General features: G+C 38.3%; 23 protein-coding genes and 1 tRNA gene. 16 read left to right on the top strand and 8 right to left on the bottom strand.

Annotated features, from left to right (window positions below; all coding sequences use genetic code 11):
* Positions 1-293 precede the first annotated feature (293 nt).
* Entirely contained in the window at positions 294-1,601 is a 1,308-nt protein-coding gene (gene ablA, locus E7X56_RS05145; RefSeq protein WP_135605494.1) for a lysine 2,3-aminomutase, read from the top strand.
* Positions 1,601-2,437: a putative beta-lysine N-acetyltransferase gene (gene ablB, locus E7X56_RS05140; protein WP_091690397.1), complete on the top strand. Its 837-nt coding sequence runs from the start codon at positions 1,601-1,603 to the stop codon at positions 2,435-2,437. Before ablA ends, ablB begins: the two co-directional genes overlap by 1 nt.
* 160 nt (positions 2,438-2,597) lie before the next feature.
* Here the strand turns inward: ablB and E7X56_RS05135 are convergent, their stop codons facing one another.
* Positions 2,598-3,848: an MFS transporter gene (locus tag E7X56_RS05135; protein ID WP_135605492.1), complete on the bottom strand. Its 1,251-nt coding sequence runs from the start codon at positions 3,846-3,848 to the stop codon at positions 2,598-2,600.
* 250 nt (positions 3,849-4,098) lie between these two features.
* Between E7X56_RS05135 and E7X56_RS05130 the strand changes: the two genes are divergently transcribed.
* Positions 4,099-4,278, top strand: coding sequence for a hypothetical protein (locus tag E7X56_RS05130; protein ID WP_091689841.1), 180 nt, complete (start codon positions 4,099-4,101; stop codon positions 4,276-4,278).
* An 8-nt stretch (positions 4,279-4,286) separates the two neighbouring features.
* Here E7X56_RS05130 and E7X56_RS05125 read toward each other — a convergent pair whose 3' ends face one another.
* Positions 4,287-4,808 carry a DUF2115 domain-containing protein gene (locus tag E7X56_RS05125; RefSeq protein ID WP_135605490.1) on the bottom strand — a complete coding sequence of 174 codons (522 nt, stop codon included), beginning with the start codon at positions 4,806-4,808 and terminating at the stop codon, positions 4,287-4,289.
* A 245-nt stretch (positions 4,809-5,053) separates the two neighbouring features.
* On the opposite strand from E7X56_RS05125, the gene E7X56_RS05120 reads away from it, so the two are divergent.
* On the top strand, positions 5,054-5,527 hold the full coding sequence (locus E7X56_RS05120; RefSeq protein ID WP_135605488.1) for an Hsp20/alpha crystallin family protein: 474 nt from the start codon (positions 5,054-5,056) through the stop codon (positions 5,525-5,527).
* 238 nt (positions 5,528-5,765) lie between these two features.
* Here the strand turns inward: E7X56_RS05120 and E7X56_RS05115 are convergent, their stop codons facing one another.
* The gene (locus tag E7X56_RS05115; RefSeq protein WP_135605486.1) at positions 5,766-7,883 is read right to left on the bottom strand and encodes a thioredoxin domain-containing protein; all 2,118 of its coding nucleotides are present in this window, start codon (positions 7,881-7,883) and stop codon (positions 5,766-5,768) included.
* A gap of 2,229 nt (positions 7,884-10,112) precedes the next feature.
* The gene (locus tag E7X56_RS05110; RefSeq protein WP_244603408.1) at positions 10,113-10,688 is read right to left on the bottom strand and encodes a hypothetical protein; all 576 of its coding nucleotides are present in this window, start codon (positions 10,686-10,688) and stop codon (positions 10,113-10,115) included.
* A gap of 81 nt (positions 10,689-10,769) precedes the next feature.
* Between E7X56_RS05110 and E7X56_RS05105 the strand changes: the two genes are divergently transcribed.
* The 5 genes from E7X56_RS05105 to E7X56_RS05085 all read left to right on the top strand — a co-directional run bounded on the left by E7X56_RS05105 (position 10,770) and on the right by E7X56_RS05085 (position 12,763).
* A complete protein-coding gene (locus tag E7X56_RS05105) occupies positions 10,770-11,090 on the top strand; it encodes a DUF2551 domain-containing protein (RefSeq protein WP_135605485.1) in 321 nt (106 codons plus the stop codon).
* Positions 11,091-11,117: 27 nt separating this feature from the next.
* A complete protein-coding gene (locus tag E7X56_RS05100) occupies positions 11,118-11,519 on the top strand; it encodes a hypothetical protein (protein WP_091689832.1) in 402 nt (133 codons plus the stop codon).
* A gap of 68 nt (positions 11,520-11,587) precedes the next feature.
* Positions 11,588-11,663 (top strand) — tRNA-Gln (locus E7X56_RS05095).
* Between the two features lie 168 nt (positions 11,664-11,831).
* Positions 11,832-12,260, top strand: a complete 429-nt coding sequence (locus E7X56_RS05090; RefSeq protein ID WP_135605483.1) for a hypothetical protein — start codon at positions 11,832-11,834, stop codon at positions 12,258-12,260.
* 29 nt (positions 12,261-12,289) lie between these two features.
* On the top strand, positions 12,290-12,763 hold the full coding sequence (locus E7X56_RS05085; protein WP_135605481.1) for a permease: 474 nt from the start codon (positions 12,290-12,292) through the stop codon (positions 12,761-12,763).
* 95 nt (positions 12,764-12,858) lie between these two features.
* Here E7X56_RS05085 and E7X56_RS05080 read toward each other — a convergent pair whose 3' ends face one another.
* A complete protein-coding gene (locus E7X56_RS05080) occupies positions 12,859-13,125 on the bottom strand; it encodes a hypothetical protein (RefSeq protein WP_135605479.1) in 267 nt (88 codons plus the stop codon).
* Between the two features lie 24 nt (positions 13,126-13,149).
* On the opposite strand from E7X56_RS05080, the gene E7X56_RS05075 reads away from it, so the two are divergent.
* Together E7X56_RS05075 and E7X56_RS05070 are read left to right on the top strand one after the other, a co-directional pair.
* Positions 13,150-13,704: a hypothetical protein gene (locus E7X56_RS05075; RefSeq protein ID WP_135605477.1), complete on the top strand. Its 555-nt coding sequence runs from the start codon at positions 13,150-13,152 to the stop codon at positions 13,702-13,704.
* A 118-nt stretch (positions 13,705-13,822) separates the two neighbouring features.
* Positions 13,823-15,172, top strand: a complete 1,350-nt coding sequence (locus E7X56_RS05070) for a hypothetical protein (protein ID WP_135605475.1) — start codon at positions 13,823-13,825, stop codon at positions 15,170-15,172.
* A gap of 33 nt (positions 15,173-15,205) precedes the next feature.
* On the opposite strand, the gene E7X56_RS05065 is transcribed toward E7X56_RS05070, so the two are convergent.
* Positions 15,206-15,637 (bottom strand): hypothetical protein, encoded by a 432-nt coding sequence (locus E7X56_RS05065; RefSeq protein ID WP_135605473.1) that lies wholly within the window; start codon positions 15,635-15,637, stop codon positions 15,206-15,208.
* Between the two features lie 244 nt (positions 15,638-15,881).
* On the bottom strand, positions 15,882-16,112 hold the full coding sequence (locus E7X56_RS05060) for a hypothetical protein (protein WP_135605470.1): 231 nt from the start codon (positions 16,110-16,112) through the stop codon (positions 15,882-15,884).
* Positions 16,113-16,473: 361 nt separating this feature from the next.
* Here E7X56_RS05060 and E7X56_RS05055 point away from each other — a divergent pair, with 361 nt between their 5' ends.
* The gene (locus E7X56_RS05055; protein ID WP_091689934.1) at positions 16,474-16,665 is read left to right on the top strand and encodes a TRAM domain-containing protein; all 192 of its coding nucleotides are present in this window, start codon (positions 16,474-16,476) and stop codon (positions 16,663-16,665) included.
* A gap of 269 nt (positions 16,666-16,934) precedes the next feature.
* Here E7X56_RS05055 and eif1A read toward each other — a convergent pair whose 3' ends face one another.
* Positions 16,935-17,255: a translation initiation factor eIF-1A gene (gene eif1A, locus E7X56_RS05050; protein ID WP_135605468.1), complete on the bottom strand. Its 321-nt coding sequence runs from the start codon at positions 17,253-17,255 to the stop codon at positions 16,935-16,937.
* 691 nt (positions 17,256-17,946) lie between these two features.
* On the opposite strand from eif1A, the gene E7X56_RS05045 reads away from it, so the two are divergent.
* The 4 genes from E7X56_RS05045 (at position 17,947) to E7X56_RS05030 (ending at position 22,236) form a co-directional block, all read left to right on the top strand.
* Positions 17,947-18,696, top strand: a complete 750-nt coding sequence (locus E7X56_RS05045) for an ABC transporter ATP-binding protein (protein WP_135605466.1) — start codon at positions 17,947-17,949, stop codon at positions 18,694-18,696.
* Positions 18,675-19,898 (top strand): SufD family Fe-S cluster assembly protein, encoded by a 1,224-nt coding sequence (locus E7X56_RS05040; protein WP_135605463.1) that lies wholly within the window; start codon positions 18,675-18,677, stop codon positions 19,896-19,898. Before E7X56_RS05045 ends, E7X56_RS05040 begins: the two co-directional genes overlap by 22 nt.
* A 235-nt stretch (positions 19,899-20,133) precedes the next feature.
* A complete protein-coding gene (locus tag E7X56_RS05035) occupies positions 20,134-21,042 on the top strand; it encodes a glycine betaine ABC transporter substrate-binding protein (RefSeq protein WP_135605461.1) in 909 nt (302 codons plus the stop codon).
* Positions 21,043-21,108: 66 nt separating this feature from the next.
* The gene (locus E7X56_RS05030; protein ID WP_135605459.1) at positions 21,109-22,236 is read left to right on the top strand and encodes an ABC transporter ATP-binding protein; all 1,128 of its coding nucleotides are present in this window, start codon (positions 21,109-21,111) and stop codon (positions 22,234-22,236) included.
* The last annotated feature ends 4 nt before the right edge of the window (positions 22,237-22,240 follow it).

Here is a 22,240-nt window from a genome sequence, read left to right as displayed (position 1 = left end):
ACGGAACTCTTACAATAAATTGATTGATGTTTTAGATATTTTACCACTCCTTTATGTCTAATCTGATTTCAAGTTCCCACATATGGAGGGGAAAGGTTTATTAGATACCAACTTCAAATTATGCCCTGTACAACCATATAGTGTAGGTGTATTTTATTTTATAGGCGACAGTCAACGAAAAGTGACTAAAAGTATCTGTTATTTAGGGTCCAATATGCTTTTTTGATGCCAATTTTGGATGTCAAATTACAGATGCCGTTTTTTGAAGCCGAAACCTTAGCAGTGGTATTTTGATGGAAAAATACAGTAAGCAACAAAAAGAAATAGCAACAATGATTGATTCTGAAGACTTTCTGGATAAGTGGAAAGATTGGAATTGGCAGTTAAAACATTCAATTCGTGATATTGATACTTTCGAGAAACTACTCGGAATAAGTTTTGAGCCATCTGAAAAAGAGAAGCTCGAAGAAACGCTGGAAAAATTCCCATTGTCTATCACACCTTACTACCTATCGCTGATAGATTCTGATGATTTCAGGAACGATCCTATTTTTCTCCAGGCGTTTCCTTCACCCGAAGAATTAACTGTATTAGATGAGGAACTTGAAGATCCTCTTTCGGAAGATACAGATAGCCCTGTTGAGGGCATAACTCATAGGTATCCTGACAGGGTCCTTTTCCACATAAGCAATGTTTGTTCTATGTATTGCCGCCATTGCACACGTAAAAGAAAAGTTGGGGACATTGATTGTATACCTGGAAAAGAGAAGATCCTCAAAGGTATTGAATACATAAGGAACACACCACAAATAAGGGACGTGTTGCTTTCGGGTGGCGATCCTTTGATGCTATCTGATGATTACCTTGATTGGATCCTTTCTGAAATAAGTAGCATTCCTCATGTAGAAGTGATCCGTATCGGCAGCAGAATGCCTGTCGTACTTCCATATCGTATAACAGATGAACTTGTTGAGGTTTTGAAAAAGCATCATCCGGTCTGGTTAAACACACATTTCAATCATCCCAGGGAAGTAACATTTTCATCCCGGCAAGCGCTTCAAAAGCTTGCAGATGGTGGTATCCCTCTTGGAAACCAGACGGTACTGCTTGCAGGTGTGAATGACTGCCAGAGGATCATAAAGAAACTGGTCCATAAACTGGTCCAGAACCGTGTTCGTCCGTATTACCTGTACCAATGTGATCTTTCAGAAGGACTTTCACATTTCAGGACTCCTATAGGCAAGGGAATAGAGATCATGGAAAACCTGATCGGTCATACGAGTGGCTTTGCAGTTCCTACCTATGTCATTGATGCTCCTCATGGGGGAGGAAAAATACCGGTCATGCCCAACTATATTATCTCATGGTCAACTAATCGTGTGATCCTCCGTAATTATGAAGGTGTTATTACCACCTACAAGGAACCGGAATCATACAAACAAATATATTGTGATCGGAACTGCGAAAAGTGTGACCTTCAGCTTAAACTTGACGATGCTACAGAGTACAAGGGAATTGGTATTGCCAAACTTCTCTCGGATCATGATGATACCACCAGTCTTGTTCCTGAAGATAATGCGAGGATGGAGAGAAGGGCTTAATGGATTCCATTGAGAAAATAGGTAATTCTGTTATCCAGCACGGAAGTTATAACGACCGGATCTATCTTATGAAACTGGATCCGGCAGATATGCCTTCACTTCTGGATGAAATTGATGCTCTTGCAGAAAAGGAAAGTTATTCCAAGATCTTCACAAAGGTTCCTGGATCTTTCAAAGAACTTCTTTGTGATCGGAGCTATCTTTGTGAAGCATCGATCCCACGATATTATTATGGGAAAGAAGATGCAGTTATCATGAGCAAATTCCTTGATGACAAGAGAAGCATTAATTGCCTGAATGAAATGCATGAGGATGTCATAAAGACAGCCCTGTCAAAAGAAAAAGGAATGCATTCCATTCTTCCATCTGAATATTCCATAAGGAAATGTGAGAAGCAGGATATTGGACAGATGGCTGACGTTTACCAAAAGACGTTCGATACCTATCCTTTCCCCATACATGATCCTGATTATCTGTTAAAGACAATGGAAGATAATGTGGTATATTTCGGTGTTTTCAAAGAAGGAAAAGTTGTTGCACTTTCTTCTGCTGAAATAGACTATGATTACTCGGGTGTGGAAATGACAGATTTTGCAACACTGCCTGAATTTCGTGGAAAAGGTTTATCGTCACAGTTGCTTCGAAAAATGGAAAAAGACATAAAAGCAAAGGGGATTAAAACTGCATATACCATTGCAAGAGCCAGCTCTTATGGAATGAATATTGTTTTTGCAAAATGCGGGTATGAATATTGTGGCAGACTTGTAAATAATACCAATATATCTGGCAACATTGAAAGCATGAATATTTGGTATCGAAACTTTCAAACTGATTGATATTTAATGTTATCAATCATTTTTTTTTGTCGCGTTGATACATGCCTTATTTCACTCTCCCCAAGTTTCCAACCTCTCCCTTACATGAGCATTGAGAGTAAATGGTTTATCACTCCTGGCATTCTGCCAGCTAACAGTCATAGATTTCATTTTCCTATGCTCAATCTTCTCCATGCACTTTCTTCTCAAAAGAAAGCATCCTGAAGGACAGCAGAAATACTGCGTAAATAATTGCTGCAGCTATTATGAACGACAAGCCTCCAAGTATTTCATAGAGGAATCCTCCTAAGATCAGGCCTGCAATGCTGGCCAGACTTGAAAAACTGCTGGCAAAACCCTGTACAGCACCCTGTTGGTCTTTACCCGTAAGTTTTGAGATCATAGAAAGGACCGAAGGCCACATGAGTCCGTTTCCAAGTGCAAAGAAAACAGCTGCAAGATATGTAAGAGCAACGTTTCCGGGAACAAGTAGAATGAAATTTGTACCAAGTACAATACTTCCGAATATGGTCAGGTAAGCATCTGAATACCTTTTTACCGCCTCGCTAAGTATTGGGCCCTGTACTATTATCATCATTATTCCAAGTACTGAGAAATAGATCCCTAGATCAGCAACGGACCACTGAAGTGAACGGATGGCATGAAGTGTGAATGTTGTATAGAATATATTGAAGCCAAGAAATATCAGGAAATATAGCAGCAACATATATGGTATGTTCTTTATCCCGATCACTTCCCTGAAGCCGATCTTCTCTGCTTTCCTTATGGTGCATTGCCTTGATTCCGGCAGATACAGAACTATTACAACAGTTCCTACCAGGGATATGAGGGCAGCAGCAAGTACTGGAATCAGTTCTCTATAGATCGTTATGCTAAGCAGGCCTGCAAGTGCCGGTCCTATTATGAATCCAAGATTCGTAGAAATAGACATTTTCCCAAAGTTCTTATTGCGGTCCTTTTCTTCAGTTATGTCTGCAAGGTAAGCATTTGCTACGGCTACATTTCCCCCCGTAAGCCCGTCAAAGCTTCTTGCTATGAAAAGGATGAGAAGTGGTATTGTGATAACAAATGTCCCGAAGAATGCGGAATCTACGTTAACAAGGGTCTTCACGGGGGTAAAAAATGCAAGCAGGAATATGATCCAGGAAAACAATGTTCCTGCCTGGGTTATGAACAGGATCTTCTTTCTTCCGTGAATATCAGACCATCTTCCAAGTATCGGAGCTCCCACTAGTTGAAAGGCAGGATACATGGCACCGATGAATCCGTAAACTATGGCGTTCCCTCCGAATCTCTCTACCAGAAAAACAAGGAACGGAATGACTATTCCAAAACCAAGGGTATTGATGAAGTTGATGAGCAGTAACGGAAAAAGTCTTGGTTTTTTTGGTTTACATCCATTCTGATCCATCTATACAGATTTTCTGTTTCTATCTATTTATAAGATCATGTTCCATGCAGGAATTGAGTTCAGAATTACTTTTATGGATATTTAATGATTGTAGTTACCCCAATTTTCATTGACGTTTTGTTTCCCTTTTTATTGAACCTTGTTAATCAATTTTAGTTGATTAAATGTTAAATATAATTTTTAAAAACAGTTATATACCATCAACGGGCTATTTATTATTATCAAATGAAACTCAAAATGAGGTGTTGTCATGGCATGTTGGGAATATGATATTAAGTCTGTTCGAATGGGAGAAGTTGGTGAGACAAAAGAAGATCTTAATCAGATGGGTCTTGATGGCTGGGAATTAGTCAAGTTTGTTGGTCAAGTAGATGAGGAAGGTATGTCTACTGCATTTTTCAAGCGTGTTTTAGATGGAGCTAACATCTAAGCTTCATCTTATACCTCCATTTTCCATTTATCACCTTCTACCATTTCTTCTGCATCCCTGCAAATACAGAATTTGCAGAGAGCACACTCCACATCATTCTGCTTGTCTTTCACAGGGCAATAGTATATTCCATCCTTTTCCAGGACCTGATCTCCTCCTGGAAAGACCATCCCTATTGGATGGATCGGTTTTTTGACGATGAATACAAGATAGGGAGCTGTAAGATTTACTAACTTATTGAAATACTCCTGATTCAGATCTTCTGAAACACCCATTTGGTCGAGCCTTTTCATAAGATCATCATATTCTTCTGCATCAATGGCCTCATTCTTTTCAGGCTGCTTTGAATTGCTGATCTCTGTAAAGATGGTATACAGATAGTTGAAAAGCTCAGTTGAATATGCTTCCCTGTACTTTTTAGGCAAACCGGAAGCTGATCTGACCATGAAGGCCCTTGCTTTCATAAGATCTGATGTGGACATGCTTCGTGCAGCTTTGTGAAGCGAGCCAAGAAGATCTTCAGTGTTCATAAGAGGTATTGTGTCTTTCTTTCATTTAAAAATTTGTCAGATTTCATGATTTTATGTCTAATTTCCTTCATTTAACGGTATTTTCCCCTGACAAAACATTTATATAACAACAGTTCGTATATACACGAACGTCACCAGTGAATCAAATTCTTTCTTAACTAATTTATTTACTACTTAATTACTTACATTTTTTTCTTTTCTTCTTTGAAACGACCTTGAAACACAAAAAATGATGGAGGCAGACCATGACCGAAAAAGAACGCAAAGATGATGGTTCAATTCCTCTTCCGATGAAGGAACTGGAAGAAATTGTCAGATCCCTTATTGAGCGTATCATGGATGATATGGCTGAAGAGGGATTCGAAAAACCTGCATTTTATGGTTTTTCCGTAATCTACAATGGAGCTGATAACTCTGAGGAGCAGCACTTCTCCACCATCAAATTAGGCGATAATAGCTTCTTCTATGTTTCAAAGAAGGACCTGGTCGTAGAGTGCACCGAGGTAGATGATAAACTGTACGTTACAGTTGATACCGGAGTTGAGGTCGATGATGTCTCATATAGTGCATCAGGGTCTGAACTTGAACTTCAGTTCGAGACTGAAGAACAGGTCTTTACCCAGCATGTTGAACTGGAACCAAAGGTCGATCCTAAAAGCTCAAAAATGACCTGCAAAAATGGAATAGTCGAGATCGTGTTCCAGATACTCGATGAGTGATCATCGTAACTGTACACGACCTTCTCTCTTTTTATGACACTTTTAACTTTTCATTCATCTTATTTTGTCTTCTTTCTTAGAATAGCAAAAGCTATGGCTACGGAAAGAAGTGCAATGGTTGGACTTGAGGGGCTATCCTGCTCATCCTCCGGAGGTTCGAGATTTTCATTATCCAACACAGCCGCATAGCATAACAAAAAATAATATTAGTACAACTGAAGCCAAACGTATGTTATTGTTAATATTCCTTAGCCTTGAGCAACTGGATCATCTTTTCCGGATCAGTGGTAGGTTCTTTGCAGCTTAAGTCCCTACACACGTAAGCTGTTGCCTTTCCATTTTTCATAATAAGGTTCTCAGTGTACTCCGCGATCCGGGTGATGGCATTCCCTTCAGTTCCTGATGGTTTGAACATCACGACCTTGTTAGGCAGGTACTCCCTGTGAAGATGTGATAGCATTAGTTTTGTGTCCTCTGAAGTAAGGTCGCCTGCAATTACCACTTCACTTGAAGGTCCTAAGACAAAGTTCGCACCAGACAGGAACTGGGTATGTCCGATAGGTATGGCTGAAACGGTTCCGGAGAAGGTCTTCATGATCTCGTAGGCCTTTTTCTCAAGTTCTGTGTTCCCCGTCATTCTTCCAAGGCGGATCAGGTTAGAAAAAGCAACTGAGTTACCACTTGGGATCGCACCGTCATAAACTTCCTTCTTCCTGAAAAGAAGACTTTCCGAAGTATTGGCTGTCTGGTAGAATCCTCCATTTCCAGTATCCCAGTAATTGTCCAGAAGGTATCCGTTGAGCTTTAGTGCTGTATTGAGGTATGATATTTCAAAAGTAGTTTCATATAGCTCGATCAGTCCCCATATTAGGAATGCGTGGTCTTCCAGGAATGCCGGTGTTTCTGTTCTTTCGCTGCACAGGTGGGAAAGACTGCCTGTTCTCATATATGTACTGGTAAGGATAAAGTCTGCACATCTTTTTGCCAGGTTTTCGTATCTCTTTTCCCCAAGTGCTCTTGAAGCGATGGCCAGTGAAGCTACCATCAGTCCGTTCCAGTCAGTGAGAATTTTATCATCTTTTGAAGGATGAACTCTTTTCTCACGTACTTCAAAGAGCTTCTGCCTGCTTTTCTCAATGGAATTTTCAAGTTCTTCGAGATTTATATTGTGTTTATGTGCGATCTCATCAGGACTGGCTTTTATGTGCAATATGTTTTTTCCGGTTGGTCTGCGAGTGCTTTCATCAAGGAAATTGCCGCTTTTTTCCATGTTGAAATGATCTATGAATAACTCTGCATTAGTTTCTTCAAGAATCTCTCTGATCTCGCTAGTATCCCAAACGTAGAACTTCCCCTCAACACCCTCGCTGTCGGCATCTTCAGCACAATAGAATCCACCTTTCGGGGATGACATATCTCTTTCGATATACTCGAATATCTCCCTGACCGTTCCTGCATATTCGGTTTTGCCGGTTGCCTGATAGACTTCTGAATAGGCAATTGCCAGCATTCCCTGATCGTATAACATCTTCTCAAAATGAGGCACAAGCCACGCGCTATCTGTGGAATATCTGTGAAATCCAAAACCGAGATGGTCATAGATCCCCCCGGATCTCATTGCACTGAGAGTTCTTTCTACAATTTCCAGTGCCCTTTCATCACCGCTCCGGTTCCAGTATCTAAGCAGATACATAAGGTTGTGTGGGGAAGGGAACTTTGGTGCATTCCCAAAACCGCCATTCTCTTCATCGAATGTGTCCTCAAGATGCTTGAAGGCCAGATACAGGACATTATCGTCAACTGTTCCTTCTCCCATAGGCTTCTGAGCTGTTTGTTCTGAGAGATGGGAACGGATCATGGATGTCTGCTCGTCTATCTTGTGATGCTCTTTGGTCCAGATCACATTTATTTGTGGTAAAAGTTCCATCAACCCAATGCGCTCCGGAATGCTCTCTTTTGGCATATATGTTGCAGCTACAAAGGGCACTTTTTCAGATGTCATTATTATTGTAAGCGGCCAGCCACCGTTTCCGTTCATAGCCTGACAGACTTCCATATAGACAGCATCAATATCCGGCCTTTCTTCCCTGTCCACTTTTATGGAAACAAAATTGTTGTTTAGCAGATCTGCTAGGTCCTGATGCTCAAAGGATTCCTTTTCCATCACATGACACCAGTGACAGGTTGAATATCCTATGGACAGGAAGATCGGTTTTTCTTCATCTTTCGCTTTTTTGAATGCTTCTTCTCCCCATGGATACCAGTCTACAGGGTTGTATGCATGCTGCAGAAGGTACGGACTTTTCTCATGGATCAACCTGTTCGGTTTTCTGTTGTCATCATCATAGGTTTTCATTTTATGCCCCAGGTTCCCCAACTTTGCTAGTATTCTTTAATATTTATTTGTCTAGTATATAGTTACTTGCCATATATTTTCAAGTAGCCATTATCATATTTGTGAGGTAGCTACACATTTTGTCCATTCCTTAAACTAAAAAGTAAAAAACTATAATGATTGGTACGTATAGTACTGAAAATAGCAATATATCTTTTATTATATACTATTTATCATTTAATTCATTTAGTTAGCTTTAATAGAATTGTGTTCTGATATGTATATTTAATTAAATACTATTAATTATATTTTTAATATACTATATATAATTATGATTACATTTTTAAAAACACATTGTGTATATATTATATTTTATATAATTAGTCTAATTGTTATTCAATAAATACTTCTAATTATATATGTTTAAATATATTGTTTTATTTATTGTGAGTCTCTATATTAGTACAATCGAAAATGAAAAGACTATATTTTTTGATATATGTCATAAAGTATATATTTAGAATTGCAATGTCATTCATTATAATTTTAATAAGAATCTATTTACAGATCTTCAATCAGGCAATAATATTCCAATCTGTATTATTGATTGAATAAAAATAAACATGTTGATTATTATTCAATTTTGTTAATATATCGATGTGTTAAGTCCGTGTTAAATTTAACCTCCTTTAAAAGAATTATTTTAATTTTATAAGCCTATATTTATTTATTACTTTACAAATTGAATAGTGTATAGGCTCGGATTCAAAAATACCTCCGTTCGTATAGGCAATTGCTCTAAAAAATTTGTGCATGTTTGACTTTTTATTACTTTACTTTCTTTTTAATAATATATCATCTATTATATACTATATAATCGTTATATGCCAACAATTACTTTATACCATATATTTCATATATTATATTATCTTTTATTTTTAAATATATATAACTGTTTTTTAGTATACTATCGACTATGTATTTTAAAGCATATACTTTATTAAACTTATTATTTGAGCATAATACCTATTATTCCGTAGCATTTCAAACAGAATATGTATTATAGTATATATTATACAATATATTTTGTAAATTTAATTATTATTTGCCTATATTTATATATTCCTTTATCAACCAGTTAGTGTATAGGTAACAACTCAAAAGTACCATAATAAACATAGCAAATTTTAGCCAAAATTTTTAATTTTTACAGTATTTTTAATGGAAGTAACCTGCATTTTAGGCTATTTATTCGAGAAGTTTTTAACTTTCTCATTAATTTTGGTGAAATCGCTCTTTGTCCAGAGTAGATCTCGACGAAGATCCCACCCGTATACCATTCTTATATTATATGAGAATGGGATATGTGCAGGTGTAAAAGAGGGTACTTTCCCAAACACATCAATTCCATAGACTATACGAATATGCATTTTATAACCTGCGAACCCCCCATTCTCTGCAAAAAATAATCGAGAAATGCATATTAGGAATGTTACTACAACCTATGCATATAGTATATGTAATGCGCAATATCAAATTTAGTAGTTTTTTAATTTCAGTTATGCCAGGTATATTCGTGAAAGCAGATCCAATTTGTCTGATTATTTTAATTAGATTTTGAAGTTGGCTCATTTCATTGCCCAAAAACTCCTATATTTTTCTGTACTTTTTCAGATTACAACTGGTATAGGTTGCAATCAATATTATACTAAAAAAGCATAGGCATTTTCCGTCCATAGTTAGTTGTTCTATTGAAGCGCATAAATAAAATAGAGATATCTTTTAATGCTCTAAAGTATCACTCATTTTTTTGAGTTAGAGCTTAATAAAGATCTTCATTTCTTATAATTTGTCTTATGATTTGCAAAATGTCCATAATTATTTTTTAAAAACATGCCTATGTTTTTCTACCAACATTCAGCTTATTACATATACACTCTACATTTTAAAAGTTAATTGAAACACATAGTACAAAATAAGGTACTACATTTTAAATTTAATTTTTATTATAATAATACTCAATTTGATTTTTAATTTACACTCTAAATAATTGTATATGTTTGCTTTGTTTGGTACTGGTCCAACAGTTATAAATTAGTTCATTTGTGCACAATATAATATTTTCAATAATATATTATCCAATTATACTTTTAATTTATATTTTGCTGATCAATTGTTGTAATATTATTTTATTACATTATCGATCTGAATGGATTTGAACTTTAAAAAACGCAATCATAAGCCCTCATTTTAAATTGTAAGCTTGACCCCAAAAACATCTTCAAAAGTTTGATATTTTTTCCTGGCATTATAGAGATATTGCCTAATACATTTCTCACCTTTTGCACGTGCAAACAGTGCTGTGATCTCCGTGGGTGAAAAAATGGTTTCTATCTGCTTCATAGGGATTCTGTTCAATAGTTCCAGGCCATCAATATCAGGGGTTTCTGATTCTTTAGGACCTTTGGCACCAGGGAATATTTTAGATACTCCTTCTGCGTTATGTTCAGAGATCGGCCCGGAATAGTGAGAAATGGCTATTTCGCTAACCCAGTTCCAGTCAGGACCATAGATGTTTGCAAAGAGAGTTCCACAGTTAGTACAGTTGCCTACAACAATGAATTTATCATCTGTCTCATGATAACTGAGACTTGTGATGGTCGATTTACAGTTCCCACAGGTACCGATCTCATTTTCTTCCAGCTCATAGGCAGGTACCTGTTGATCTCCTGCATAAAGTATATTTTCTTTCAGATCATAACTATAATTTCGAGTATCTTGAGCTGTCATTATCATCCCTTTGCGAATCAGTGGTTCTGATATCAATTCTGCTTCATTATTTTACAAAGATATATATACTCCAATCTACATAATATATGTTACTGTTCTTTAGGGAGAATACATATCATGGCATCTATTCGATCTAAAATTAAAGACCGGCTTGAAAAATTCATTGAACTGGACGTTGATGGACTTAGGAGCTACATACTATCGTTGTTCTTAAACTTAAAAGAGTCTACTGTAGATGAATTACATGCAAGCATCACCAAAAAGTATGATGTTTCCAGAAGCGCAGTTGCTTCGATGGTGGGCTATATACATTCAAAGCTCGGAATTCTAAGGTCCCATAAGGAATCTTATAAGACTCTTACAGTCTATTCTTTAAAGGAAGAATATACCGATCTTTTAAAGTCAGAACTTAATTCTAAGGGGATTGCCTCAAGCTGATCTCTGATCAGCAGGCTTTGATCTTAAATGGTATCTGTAAAAGATGCACCCAGAACCTCTACGACCATAATGGTACGTTCCGATACAAATGCGCGCATAACCCGTTCCAGGGATCCTTATTTCAGCCTTATGCGCCGTCTTTTCCAGGAAGATGCCACAGCTATGCGCGGGCAGAAATTCCTTACCATGGTTGAAGAGCGCCAGAAGGCAGGTAATCCTATCAAGACAAGCGAATGGCAGGATGTCATAAAAGAGCTTGATATAGGCCGTGCCTCATTCTACGCGATGCGTAACAAGCTTCTTGGTGCCGGTATGATCACCAATAAGAACCACAAGTATCGTTTATCGGGCCAGTTCAGCCGCGATCTTATGGATATGGCAAGATGGTGGATGACAGCTATTCTGGACGAGAATCCGGATGATCTCTAAGCTCTTTTTAAGCACCAGCCGATAGCTTTATTAATTAGGGTTACTATGTAGGTGCTGTAATCATAAGCAGCCCGGTAGTGTAGTGGTCAATCATGCAGGACTCTGGATCCCGCAACCTCGGTTCGAATCCGTGCCGGGCTACCAATTTTTTCTAAATCAAATATTTTTCTGATTTTGTTCAGGTAATACACTGATATATCTTGATATTTGCTGGATGGATTGACACTCCCAGCTACAGGCATAGATGTATAACAAAGTTTAAGTATTTTCCAGTAAAACACATTCATAGTGCTTAATCAAGGTGATGGATGTATGCTTAATTTTGAAAAAAGTGCCAGAAAAACCCTGAATACCATAAATCAGAGTTTTCCTATAGTTTTTGGAGTCGTAATGGCAATAAGTCTTCTGATAGCTGCAGTACCTGAATATCTCTATTCTAAAATTTTTACTGGTAATATCCTTATTGATCCCCTCGTCGGTAGTTTTATCGGGAGTGTGGCAGCGGGAAATCCGATAACAAGTTATGTAATTGGAGGTGAACTCCTTAATGAAGGTGTATCTCTTGTTGCTGTTACAGCATTCTTGTTAAGTTGGGTTACTGTAGGAATTTTAAATCTCCCTGCTGAGATGGACCTCCTTGGGAAAAAATTTGCACTCACAAGAAATATAATCTGCTTTATCGTAGCTTTTTTTGTGGCCATATTAACAATAATAACTCTGGGATTTATAGGAGAAATATAACCGTGAGAAATTATTATTTTGTTGGAATAATGATCGCAATCTACCTAATGGTTTATTTTACGTTTCCTTCTTTGTTCTACGAAGCGGTATTGCAAACCTACTCGATCCTTTTAAGTGTAATTCCAATACTTGCATTAGTATTTGTTTTCATATTCCTTTTCGACTTGTTTATCAAACCTGACAAAATCGGGACGTATCTTGGACAGGAAGCAGGGGCAAGAGGCTGGATATTTTCAATTGTAGCGGGCATCTTGAGTGCAGGTCCAATTTATGTATGGTATCCTCTTCTTTCAGATCTTAAAGAAAAAGGAATGAGAACTTCTTTCATGAGCACATTCCTGTATAACCGCTCTATAAAACTCCCTCTACTTCCTATCATGATACATTATTTTGGTGTTACCTATACGTTGATACTTACACTGTACATGATCATAGCATCGGTTGTTGTCGGCTATATTACAGAAATGATAGTTGATGATACAACTGGCTCCCAGCATACCTAATTCCTGTGTAATATGCAACTTAAGAAAACAGTTAGGCACAGTACGCGTGATTTTGATGTCATTACAATGTTTGAATAGCCGATGTCCTTTCCGAATCACTGCATCATCAAAGATATTCTGATCTGCATCCCAGTGATCTCGTAATCGGTAGCAATTGCACCACCCCATGGACAGAACTCATAGTTATTTTTTAATTTGTTGTACCATTTAAAGATTCTGTGCAACATGCACTTTTTGTATACCTTCATTTGAGGATTGACAAAAAGCACAGAATTTGTTATTATGTGCCTTTTTGTATCTGCATCAGTACAAAATAATCGAAAAATATATATTACAATTAATCTTTTAGCTAATCCGCTCATTCAATATGTGGTGGTACTAAAGTGATGAAATCTGTCTTAAAATTATCAATGGGTCTGGTAATTGTGGTCCTTTTGATCACTACTGCAGCTCTGATCGTTAGCAACAGCACATCAGGCTCTGTAGGAACAATGGTTGGTTCCGCACAAACAGAACCTCCAACAATAGCAGACACCCTGATGTACGAATTATCTGAAATGTCACTGGATTCAGGTGTAAATATAGTTGGAGTAAGTTACTATGAAAACATTGACGCAATAGTGATCGGCCTTGAAAAAAGGTCATATTCTGACAATGAACACTTGCGTAATTCAATGATCCATTCTATTTTTAAGATCATGCCTATAGTTCTTAATCATACCGAAGAGCTGAGTGGCAAAAAGATCGTTTTCACAGGTAGCTCTATCTCGCTTAATGCAAGAGGCACCCGTACAATGATGAAGATCTTCCACACCGAGATCAATTTTGATCTGGCTACACAGATCGATTGGAATGATTTTACTGGTGATAAAGATAAAGAGCAATTGTTATCAGAAGAATTTGAATATGTATGGTGGCATGCGAGAGTTAAAAGCAGTTGATTTTTTTGTTGATACTATCACTCTAAGTTTCTCAATTTCCGCTCAATTTTTACTTTAATTTTAACGTTCCCGGACGAAATAGTTTATAGTTTCCCACTAAAATAAAAGTGGGGATAATATGTCTGGCAATTTGAATGAAAGACAAGAGGAAGTTTCTAAGGACTCGATCATTTCGTTTGCTCAGAATTACATTGGCTTTATGCTCAAAGCTCTTCCACAGAAGTTAAAGGAATCAACTGGCGAAGTGGCTTTGAATATTATTTGTGATGAGATCAATAAAATGCCAGTTCCTCTTCTGGGCACCGTGCTTGCTTCTACTATAAGGCGTGCATTCGGAGAAGAACAAGGGATGGGCAGAAATTATTCTGATGCCATAGATATGCTCAGCAACATCCAGGCTTCGACCAGTTCATTTGAGAATGAACTGATGTCCTACAACATACAAATGGATGAGATCACAAACGAAATATCTCTTCTAAGGCAATTATTGATGGAGAAAAATGAGTCATCATGCCTAAAGATGGTCCGGCCTACTATAACTCTGGATTACCCTCAGGGAAACAATGAGATCAAATTTATTCTAGCTAATACAGGTTCCGGATCAATTATTGTAGAGGAGATCTTCCTGGAGGTCGAAAAGTGGGAACCTGACACCACAATTGATTACTCCTTGCCGGCAGCCCCATTGAATTTTGTTATGCTGGAGGCTGAACTCAGCGTACATGAAACGCAATATCCATTGCTTAAGCTGAACAATGAACCTGAGCGTACATTCAGTGCCAACGGTGAAGGTGCAGATAAGATCGCTATTAACATTTCATCCCAGGAAAACGCTTGCTATAGTCTCAGATTAAGGATGCCTTACTTTGATATTATTACAGGGGAGTCTGACACGCTTTATTATCCGGCCATCGGCGAGGAACCGCTTGTCGTTCCATTTTATTTTGCTCCGGGCTGGAAACATTTTGACTCAGCTAGCTTATTGGACCGGGATAAGATCTTTCAGGAACTAAAGAAAAAGTTCCGGACAATTCTTTCTATCTTTGAGACCCATTCCCTTTCTGATTCATTGAGAGAGCAAAAGAATCGTGAAATGATGGACGAACTTCAGATCTGGTACGATCCTGAGAATTCATTAAGCGGGACATTCTATTTCTTAAGTATCTTTGTTCCTCCTTTTGCAAGCATGGCAGTTCTGGAAAGGAAGCAGGAAGCAGTTGAGCTTATCCTCAAACTTCTCTGTTATGAAGCAGAATATTTTGATGAACAGGTCAGGAATGAATACAGGAATGCGATCGAAGCAGGAAATACGGAATATTATATTCCCGAATATTTCAGCGATATGCTAATGCTGATCAATAATCCTGAAGCTGAGCAATTCATGAAAGATTTCATGCTTGAAACTGAGTTTAGCCAGAGAATAGCATTATCAACTCTGATATTATCAAAGATGAAACCTTTAGATTGATCACTTGGACGGTCTATCATCTCCTTTACCTTCTCAAAAGGTAGGTATAAAACTTCCTCTTGAATCTACAAAACCGATCGGGCAATTCAGATTGCACGTATCAGTTATCTCTACAATCCCAACGCATGTGTGTTGTTGATAATCCGCACACAATCCATAATCAAGGCGACAGCTCTTCGAAACAGGCTTTTGGTAGTGTAGGGGGCTTGAACAGGCCCTGGTGCTTAAGACATCAAGATAATCGTTGGCATCCGAATACACAGGGGTTTCGAAAGAACCGTGATCCACACAGTGTTTACGTAAAAAGACCTTATTCTCACGCAGTATCATCTGGCAATTAATGACTTTAAGGTATTCCGGGCACACACTTTTTGAAGTTCTTGCGATAATTTCATTGCGGGCTAAGCCTTTTTGAACTGATCTGATCTCATCCTGAAATGTTTCAGAATCATTAGTAATTGTCAATTCCCCCTCTTGATAGCAAATACAGCATCTGCTACACAATATTATCATTCTATAGTTTTTCTCTTAAACTATATATAGAGATTATAATGGGATGATCTACATCGAGATTATCTAAATGAAGGTCAATATCTCAAAGATCAATTGTCAGAATAAGGATTTACATTACATATGATGTGTAGATATGATGGAAACCTATAAAGTTAAATGAACAATAAAATCATGGTCAAGGAGAGAATCCTTGATCTTACTCAGCTAATTTAAGGGTCTTAACTGCAGCATATCCTACCAGGGCCATTGAAGGAGCTATCATAAGAAATGTGTTACTTTCAAGGAATACGCTGACTCCGGATCTCATTGCAGCAATTTCCAATTGAAGAAGTGTTTTTGCTACTAAAGCAAGTGCAGCATATGCTAAAATTATTAGACTAAATGAATAGTATTTAGATTTTATCAGTTTAGCTCCCCCTATGCCCATAAGTATTTAAAATTTTAAATATATTATATGTTGAATATTCTATTATATCTATTGTAATGGTATAAAAGATTTTTGAATTAATTATGTTTTTTTTAATATAGATCTGAATAGACAATTAAGAAGAATCAAATCTGACATGATATATTTGTTTTCTTTTCAGTCGATGGTGGCAGTATTATCCAATAGATTTATATGTAAATAAGGTATGTATAAATTGCTTTTAGAGAATTAACGCTGCTTTGATGAATATATAGGTTTGGATGGTATTGCTTTAACTGTTTTGCTATTTCTCCTTATGTTTACTAGTCTGGTTATTATCTTTTTAAGCACTTTAAAGGAAGTGAAATATTTGTTCAATAACATGGAATCAACTGCACCAGTAGAAGCTGGCGAAACATACGACGTAACAATTGAAGATATCGCAAGAGAAGGCGATGGAATCGCTAGAGTAAGCGGTTTTGTAATTTTTGTCCCAGGCGCAAAAGTTGGCGACGAAGTATCAATCAAAATTACCAAGGTCATGAGAAAATTCGCATTCGGCGAACTCGTTTAATTACAGCTTTATAAGCTCAATGATGGAAGGTCGTATTGTTCGATCTTTCATTGTCACTTTTTTAATACTAATTCTTGTTTTGAGTTGCAGTTTTAAATTATAGTATAGATTGTAATATTTATCTGGTTGATAGTGAAACCAGCCGTTATATTACCCATATCTATATCCATCCACATTTCTTAATTTAATTGAGACATAGATACCAAATTTAACAAAATAATGAAAATAGATGATGAAAATAAATAATGAATGATCATACATTCATTATTTTATTTCAGGTAGCCCTTGCGTTGAAGCCAGTTTACCTGTGGAAATGTGTACTTCCAGATCACATCAGCTTTGGAATCCTGGAAAGACCATGGGGTCACTATTACAATATCGCCTTCGCGAACCCACATCCTTTTTTTCTTTGAACCGGGGATCCTGCCCATCCTTACAATGCCGTCCATGCATTGTAATTTGACTCTTTTTCCACCAAGCAATGTACCAACAGTTGCTAAGATCTCATTTTTATCTTTTCGTGGGGTACGAACTCTTGTAACTTCCGGAGTATCGGAAGCTTTGCCGCTTGCACCCTTATTTTTTCTCATATTACTTCTATAATTGGCCAGATTAATTCCTCGTTGTTAGTATGTAAATCATTAGAATGTGTGTATAACATTCTGTCCTATTCTATAAACAAATAAGTGTGAAATGTGTGAATTGCTATAAAGCACCTGAACCACTTAATGGTATCTAATTCTATAAAGTTCCACTGAGATTATTTGTTGGAAGATTAACCAAATATGATCAATATAATTTATCATTCAAAAAAGTGGAAATAATTTTTTTAATAACAAACCATAAGCATATTTGTTTATGATATTAAACAAACTCAATACATATAAAGTCTGTTGAAGAAATAGCAATAGTCTAAACAATTTGCCTCATTTTCAACTTGAAATCAAAGTTTTATATATATACTCCCAAAAATTCACAGAATTTGTCTTTCGGAGCTAGCGGTTACTTTGCCAGAATTCATTTTCATTTTCCGAAGATAAATTATATATCCCATCAATTCCCATATTCACGCCGTTAACTCAAACACAAAAGCTTATCAGTAATGTCTATAAGACTAACGGCCTGAACAATTTTGTCGATAGAACTAAGTAACAGATACTCATGTTCTGATTTGAAAAATGCTATAGATAAATTAGTGATCAGCAACTGGTTACGTTTAATCTGTAAACTTTGTGTTAAATTCATAGGTAACTAATATCTCTTCAAAAAATTGGAGGAAACATGCTCGAGGTAAAAGATCTGGTAGTTGAGATTGGCGGCAGGACGATCCTGAACAAGGTCAATCTCAAAGTAGAGCAGGGTAGCACCACTGTTCTTTTCGGGCCCAATGGAGCTGGTAAATCCGCACTTCTCATGACGCTTATGGGATTTAGCGGTTACAATGTTGTTAGTGGGCAGATAATATTCAAGGGTGAGGACATAACTAACCTTTCAGTTGATGAAAGAGCAAAAAGAGGATTGGGTATTATGACCCAGAGACCACCTAACATGACAGGTGTTAAGCTCAAGGACCTTGTGAACGCCATATCCACTGAAGATAGCCTTAACACTGACGCGATCGCAAAGAAACTTGATATGGAGCGTTTCATGGAAAGGGACGTTAATGTTGGTTTTTCGGGTGGCGAGATCAAGAGATCTGAATTATTACAGTTATCAGCACAGAACCCGTGCCTTTACTTGCTCGACGAGCCAGAGTCAGGTGTTGACCTTGTAAGCATTGAAGAGATAGGCAAGACCATCGACGAACTGCTGGCAAGCAGGTCAAAATGTTTTGTTGACCATAACAAGAGAGGAAATTCCGCACTTGTTATAACACATACAGGTCAGGTTTTGGATTATGTTGAGCCTGATATGGGTTACATACTTTGCAATGGTACTGTTATATGCAAAGGTCACCCACGTGAGATGCTCAAGGAAATAAAGAGTCAGGGATATGGAGAGTGCATTAAATGCAAACGGGGACAGCTTTAAAGGAAAAGGCTGAAAAGGCCATAGCAAAGACTGCAATGTATGGAGAGGACTTCGATCTTAACGAGTTCGAGGTCGGTACAAGAGAAGTTCCTTTAACGGATGATCTTGAGGATCTTGATAGTGATCTTAAGCAGACGCTTGTAAATGTAGGTGTTCTCCCTGATGAAAAGGAGCGTTCAGGCAGTTTCCTGATGCTTGACAATGCAATATCCCATTCGTCTATTAGTGATCCTGACATTGAACTGATGTCTTTGCATGAAGCAATGGAGAAACATGACTGGCTGGAAGAATATTCCTGGAAGCTCGTTTCTGTGGATGCTGACAAGTACACTGCAAAAAGCTATCTTGAGAATGCCAATGGTTATTTCATTCGTGCACCTGCAGGTAAGAAAAGTTCTATGCCGGTGCAGACCTGTCTTGTAATGGGCCATGAGGATGTGACACAGACCGTTCACAACATCCTTATTGTAGAGGAAGATGCACAGCTTGATGTCATTACCGGCTGTACTGCCAAAAAAGGCGTGGAAAGGGCAATGCACCTTGGCATCTCCGAGATATATGTCAAGAAGGGCGGTGTCCTTAACTTCACAATGATACACAACTGGGCCGAAGATATAGGAGTACGTCCAAGAACTGCTATTCATCTGGAAGAAGGTGCAACATTTGTTAACAACTATATCCTGCTAAAGCCTGTTAGGTCGATACAGTCCTATCCTACTGCTATCCTGGCAGGAGAGGGTGCTTTTGCAAGGTTCCATACAATTGCTGTTGCACACCCCGGTTCTGAACTTGATCTTGGAAGCAGAGTACTTTTCAATGCTCCAAACACGAAGGCTGAACTTGTTTCAAGGACCATCACTACCGGCGGTAAGATCACTGCCAGAGGAGAGATGGTTGCAAATGAACTGCACTCAAAAGGTCATCTGGAATGTCATGGACTTGTACTTAGCAACAAAGGTACACAGCGCGCAATTCCAATACTTGAGGCAAATGTGGATGATGTGGAGCTTACACACGAAGCTGCTGTCGGAAGGATCGCAAAGGAGCAGGTCGAATACCTTATGGCACGTGGACTTTCCGAAGAGAATGCTGTAGGAATGATCGTTCGTGGTTTCCTTGATGTGGGTATAACCGGTCTTCCGGAAGAGCTTGCAGCAGACATTGACAAGACGATCGCACAGATCGGAAAGGATGCAATCTGATTTCAGATTGATTCTTTCATTTTCATTCTTTTTTTGTTTATTATCTATTTATCAATTATCGATTTTTAATTATGTATAATATACAATATATTGTAGATCAATCCATCCATTTATATTTTGGTAATTTTATATAATAGCTCTTTTTATTTACAATAAGGGATTGCACTCCGAAAGATCGATCATATGGACCATACTTATAAATATTCAAAAGTTTCCATTATAAGAGGGGTAAAAAATGAATTGGAAAATTCTATTAACAACTTTTGTTGTTCTGGCTGTTATCCTTAGTGGATGTACGGAATCTGAAGATCCTGCAGATGGTGAGAAGGGAAAAGTGGTCATTGGTTCTAAATTGTTCCAGGAGTCGTATATTCTGGCTCACATGACTGCCATCATGCTCGAGGAAGAAGGCTATGAGGTCGATGTAAAAGAAGGTCTTGGAGGCACTCTCATAAATTATGAAGGTCTCAAACAGGGCACTGTGGATGCGTATGTGGAGTATACAGGTACTGCATATAGCCAGATCCTGAAGGAACCTGCACTTGAAGTATGGGATCCTGAAGTGGTCTACCAGAAATCCGAGGAAGGCCTCAATGCTGATGGTGTTGTCATCGTAGCAGACCTTGGCTTTGAGGATGCATATGCACTTGCTGTAAAGAAAGATTGGGCCGAGGAAAATAATGTCTCTGACATCAGCGACCTGGAAGAATATGCATCTGAACTGATCATAGGCACTGATCCTGAGTTTGCAAACCGTGAAGATGGTCTGCCTCGCATCAATGAACTTTATGGTCTTGAGTTCAAGGCAGTCAAACCTACAGTTGCAAACATCATGTACGAGGCTATCAAAAACGATGAGGTTGATGTTGTTTCAGCATATACCACCGACACCAGGAACGAACTATTCGATCTTCGCATCCTGAATGATGATAAGAATGCATTGCCTCCATACGATGCTATCATTGTGATGTCTGCAGACTTTGCAGATGCAAACCCTGATGCGGTTGCTGCTCTTGAGAAACTGGAAGGACAGATCGACACAGACACAATGAGGGGTCTGAACTACCAGTTCGATGTCGAGAAGCGTGATGCAGAGGACATTGCAAGAGACTATTTGATAGAAAGCAGATTGATAGAGGCCTAATTCCTCTGTCATTCTCTTGTTTTTTTAGTATAGCTGCAGAAACAGCTTTTTTATTGAGATCTACTTATGCCATCCAAAAGGATATTCGACAGGATAGATTCGATCCAGCTTCGTGGCGTGACCAAAAAGTATGAAGGCAGGTTTGCCATCAATGACCTGACCCTTGATATTGAAGGCGGGGAAATGCTCATTCTCATTGGTCCAAGCGGATCGGGGAAGACTACAACGCTACGTATGATCAACCGTCTGATCGAACCGGATTCCGGTACTATTCACATAAACGGGCAGGATATTATGGAACTTGAGCAGGTTTCTCTCAGGAGGAACATTGGTTATGTAATCCAGAACATCGGCTTGTTCCCTCACATGACAATAGCTGAAAATATAGGACTTGTTGCTAAACTGGAAGGCTGGGATAAGGAAAAGATCAGTGAAAGGGTAAAATACCTTCTGGATTTTGTTTCCCTCCCATCAGAGATGTTCATGAACAGGTACCCCCATCAGTTAAGTGGAGGCCAGCAACAGAGGGTGGGACTTGCAAGGGCACTGGTGATGGACCCACCACTTTTGCTTATGGATGAACCCTTTGGTGCACTTGACCCTATCCTGAGAAAGCAGCTTCAGGAAGAGTTCTGTATTATCCGGGAGAAACTTGGCAAGACCATTATTTTCGTGACACATGATATCGAAGAGGCTTTCAAGCTGGCGGACAGGATAGGCATTATGGACGATGCAAAGCTCGTCCAGATAGGAACAGCAGAGGAGTTGATCTTCCATCCTGCAAACGATATGGTGGCAAGTATTGTTGATACCGGGAAAAAGTTCAAACATCTTGATACTTTGAGGATAAGGGACCTTATGACTCCCCTTGACAACAAATATGTCCATGCTGCATCTCTTGCTGTTGATGAAGCGATCGATTCAATGTTGGATAAGGACATCGAGCTTGCTGTTGTATCTAATGGCAACGAACCTGTTGGCGTTGTCAGACTACCTGACCTGATGCGTCTGGGGGAGACAAATGATACGATTGGTGACCATGCTGTTAGTGTCCCGTCATTTGCCAGTGATGAGCTTCTTGAGCCTTCACTTAAGGACCTGCATGAGAAAGGTCATTCGATCGCATTTGTTACAGATGACGACAGGATCAGCGGTTTCCTGTTTCCCAACGATGTCTTCAGGCAACTGGTTTGATAGG

Source organism: Methanococcoides sp. NM1, assembly GCF_900774285.1.
In the GTDB taxonomy this organism is placed as follows: domain Archaea; phylum Halobacteriota; class Methanosarcinia; order Methanosarcinales; family Methanosarcinaceae; genus Methanococcoides; species Methanococcoides vulcani.
Note: the sequence above shows the minus strand (reverse complement) of the source record. Positions and strands in the feature narration are given on the sequence as shown.

Excerpts from the sequence above, each read along its gene's own strand:
- E7X56_RS05055 (WP_091689934.1), top strand. The coding sequence starts at position 16,474 with ATGGAATCAACTGCACCAGTAGAAGCTGGCGAAACATACGACGTAACA.
- E7X56_RS05100 (WP_091689832.1), top strand. The coding sequence starts at position 11,118 with ATGGTATCTGTAAAAGATGCACCCAGAACCTCTACGACCATAATGGTA.
- eif1A (WP_135605468.1), bottom strand. The coding sequence starts at position 17,255 with ATGAGAAAAAATAAGGGTGCAAGCGGCAAAGCTTCCGATACTCCGGAA.
- E7X56_RS05030 (WP_135605459.1), top strand. The coding sequence starts at position 21,109 with ATGCCATCCAAAAGGATATTCGACAGGATAGATTCGATCCAGCTTCGT.
- E7X56_RS05115 (WP_135605486.1), bottom strand. The coding sequence starts at position 7,883 with ATGAAAACCTATGATGATGACAACAGAAAACCGAACAGGTTGATCCAT.
- E7X56_RS05045 (WP_135605466.1), top strand. The coding sequence starts at position 17,947 with ATGCTCGAGGTAAAAGATCTGGTAGTTGAGATTGGCGGCAGGACGATC.
- ablA (WP_135605494.1), top strand. The coding sequence starts at position 294 with ATGGAAAAATACAGTAAGCAACAAAAAGAAATAGCAACAATGATTGAT.
- E7X56_RS05135 (WP_135605492.1), bottom strand. The coding sequence starts at position 3,848 with ATGGATCAGAATGGATGTAAACCAAAAAAACCAAGACTTTTTCCGTTA.
- E7X56_RS05075 (WP_135605477.1), top strand. The coding sequence starts at position 13,150 with ATGAAATCTGTCTTAAAATTATCAATGGGTCTGGTAATTGTGGTCCTT.
- ablB (WP_091690397.1), top strand. The coding sequence starts at position 1,601 with ATGGATTCCATTGAGAAAATAGGTAATTCTGTTATCCAGCACGGAAGT.
- E7X56_RS05090 (WP_135605483.1), top strand. The coding sequence starts at position 11,832 with ATGCTTAATTTTGAAAAAAGTGCCAGAAAAACCCTGAATACCATAAAT.
- E7X56_RS05080 (WP_135605479.1), bottom strand. The coding sequence starts at position 13,125 with ATGAGCGGATTAGCTAAAAGATTAATTGTAATATATATTTTTCGATTA.
- E7X56_RS05070 (WP_135605475.1), top strand. The coding sequence starts at position 13,823 with ATGTCTGGCAATTTGAATGAAAGACAAGAGGAAGTTTCTAAGGACTCG.
- E7X56_RS05105 (WP_135605485.1), top strand. The coding sequence starts at position 10,770 with ATGGCATCTATTCGATCTAAAATTAAAGACCGGCTTGAAAAATTCATT.
- E7X56_RS05085 (WP_135605481.1), top strand. The coding sequence starts at position 12,290 with ATGATCGCAATCTACCTAATGGTTTATTTTACGTTTCCTTCTTTGTTC.
- E7X56_RS05035 (WP_135605461.1), top strand. The coding sequence starts at position 20,134 with ATGAATTGGAAAATTCTATTAACAACTTTTGTTGTTCTGGCTGTTATC.
- E7X56_RS05060 (WP_135605470.1), bottom strand. The coding sequence starts at position 16,112 with ATGGGCATAGGGGGAGCTAAACTGATAAAATCTAAATACTATTCATTT.
- E7X56_RS05125 (WP_135605490.1), bottom strand. The coding sequence starts at position 4,808 with ATGAACACTGAAGATCTTCTTGGCTCGCTTCACAAAGCTGCACGAAGC.
- E7X56_RS05130 (WP_091689841.1), top strand. The coding sequence starts at position 4,099 with ATGGCATGTTGGGAATATGATATTAAGTCTGTTCGAATGGGAGAAGTT.
- E7X56_RS05120 (WP_135605488.1), top strand. The coding sequence starts at position 5,054 with ATGACCGAAAAAGAACGCAAAGATGATGGTTCAATTCCTCTTCCGATG.
- E7X56_RS05040 (WP_135605463.1), top strand. The coding sequence starts at position 18,675 with ATGCAAACGGGGACAGCTTTAAAGGAAAAGGCTGAAAAGGCCATAGCA.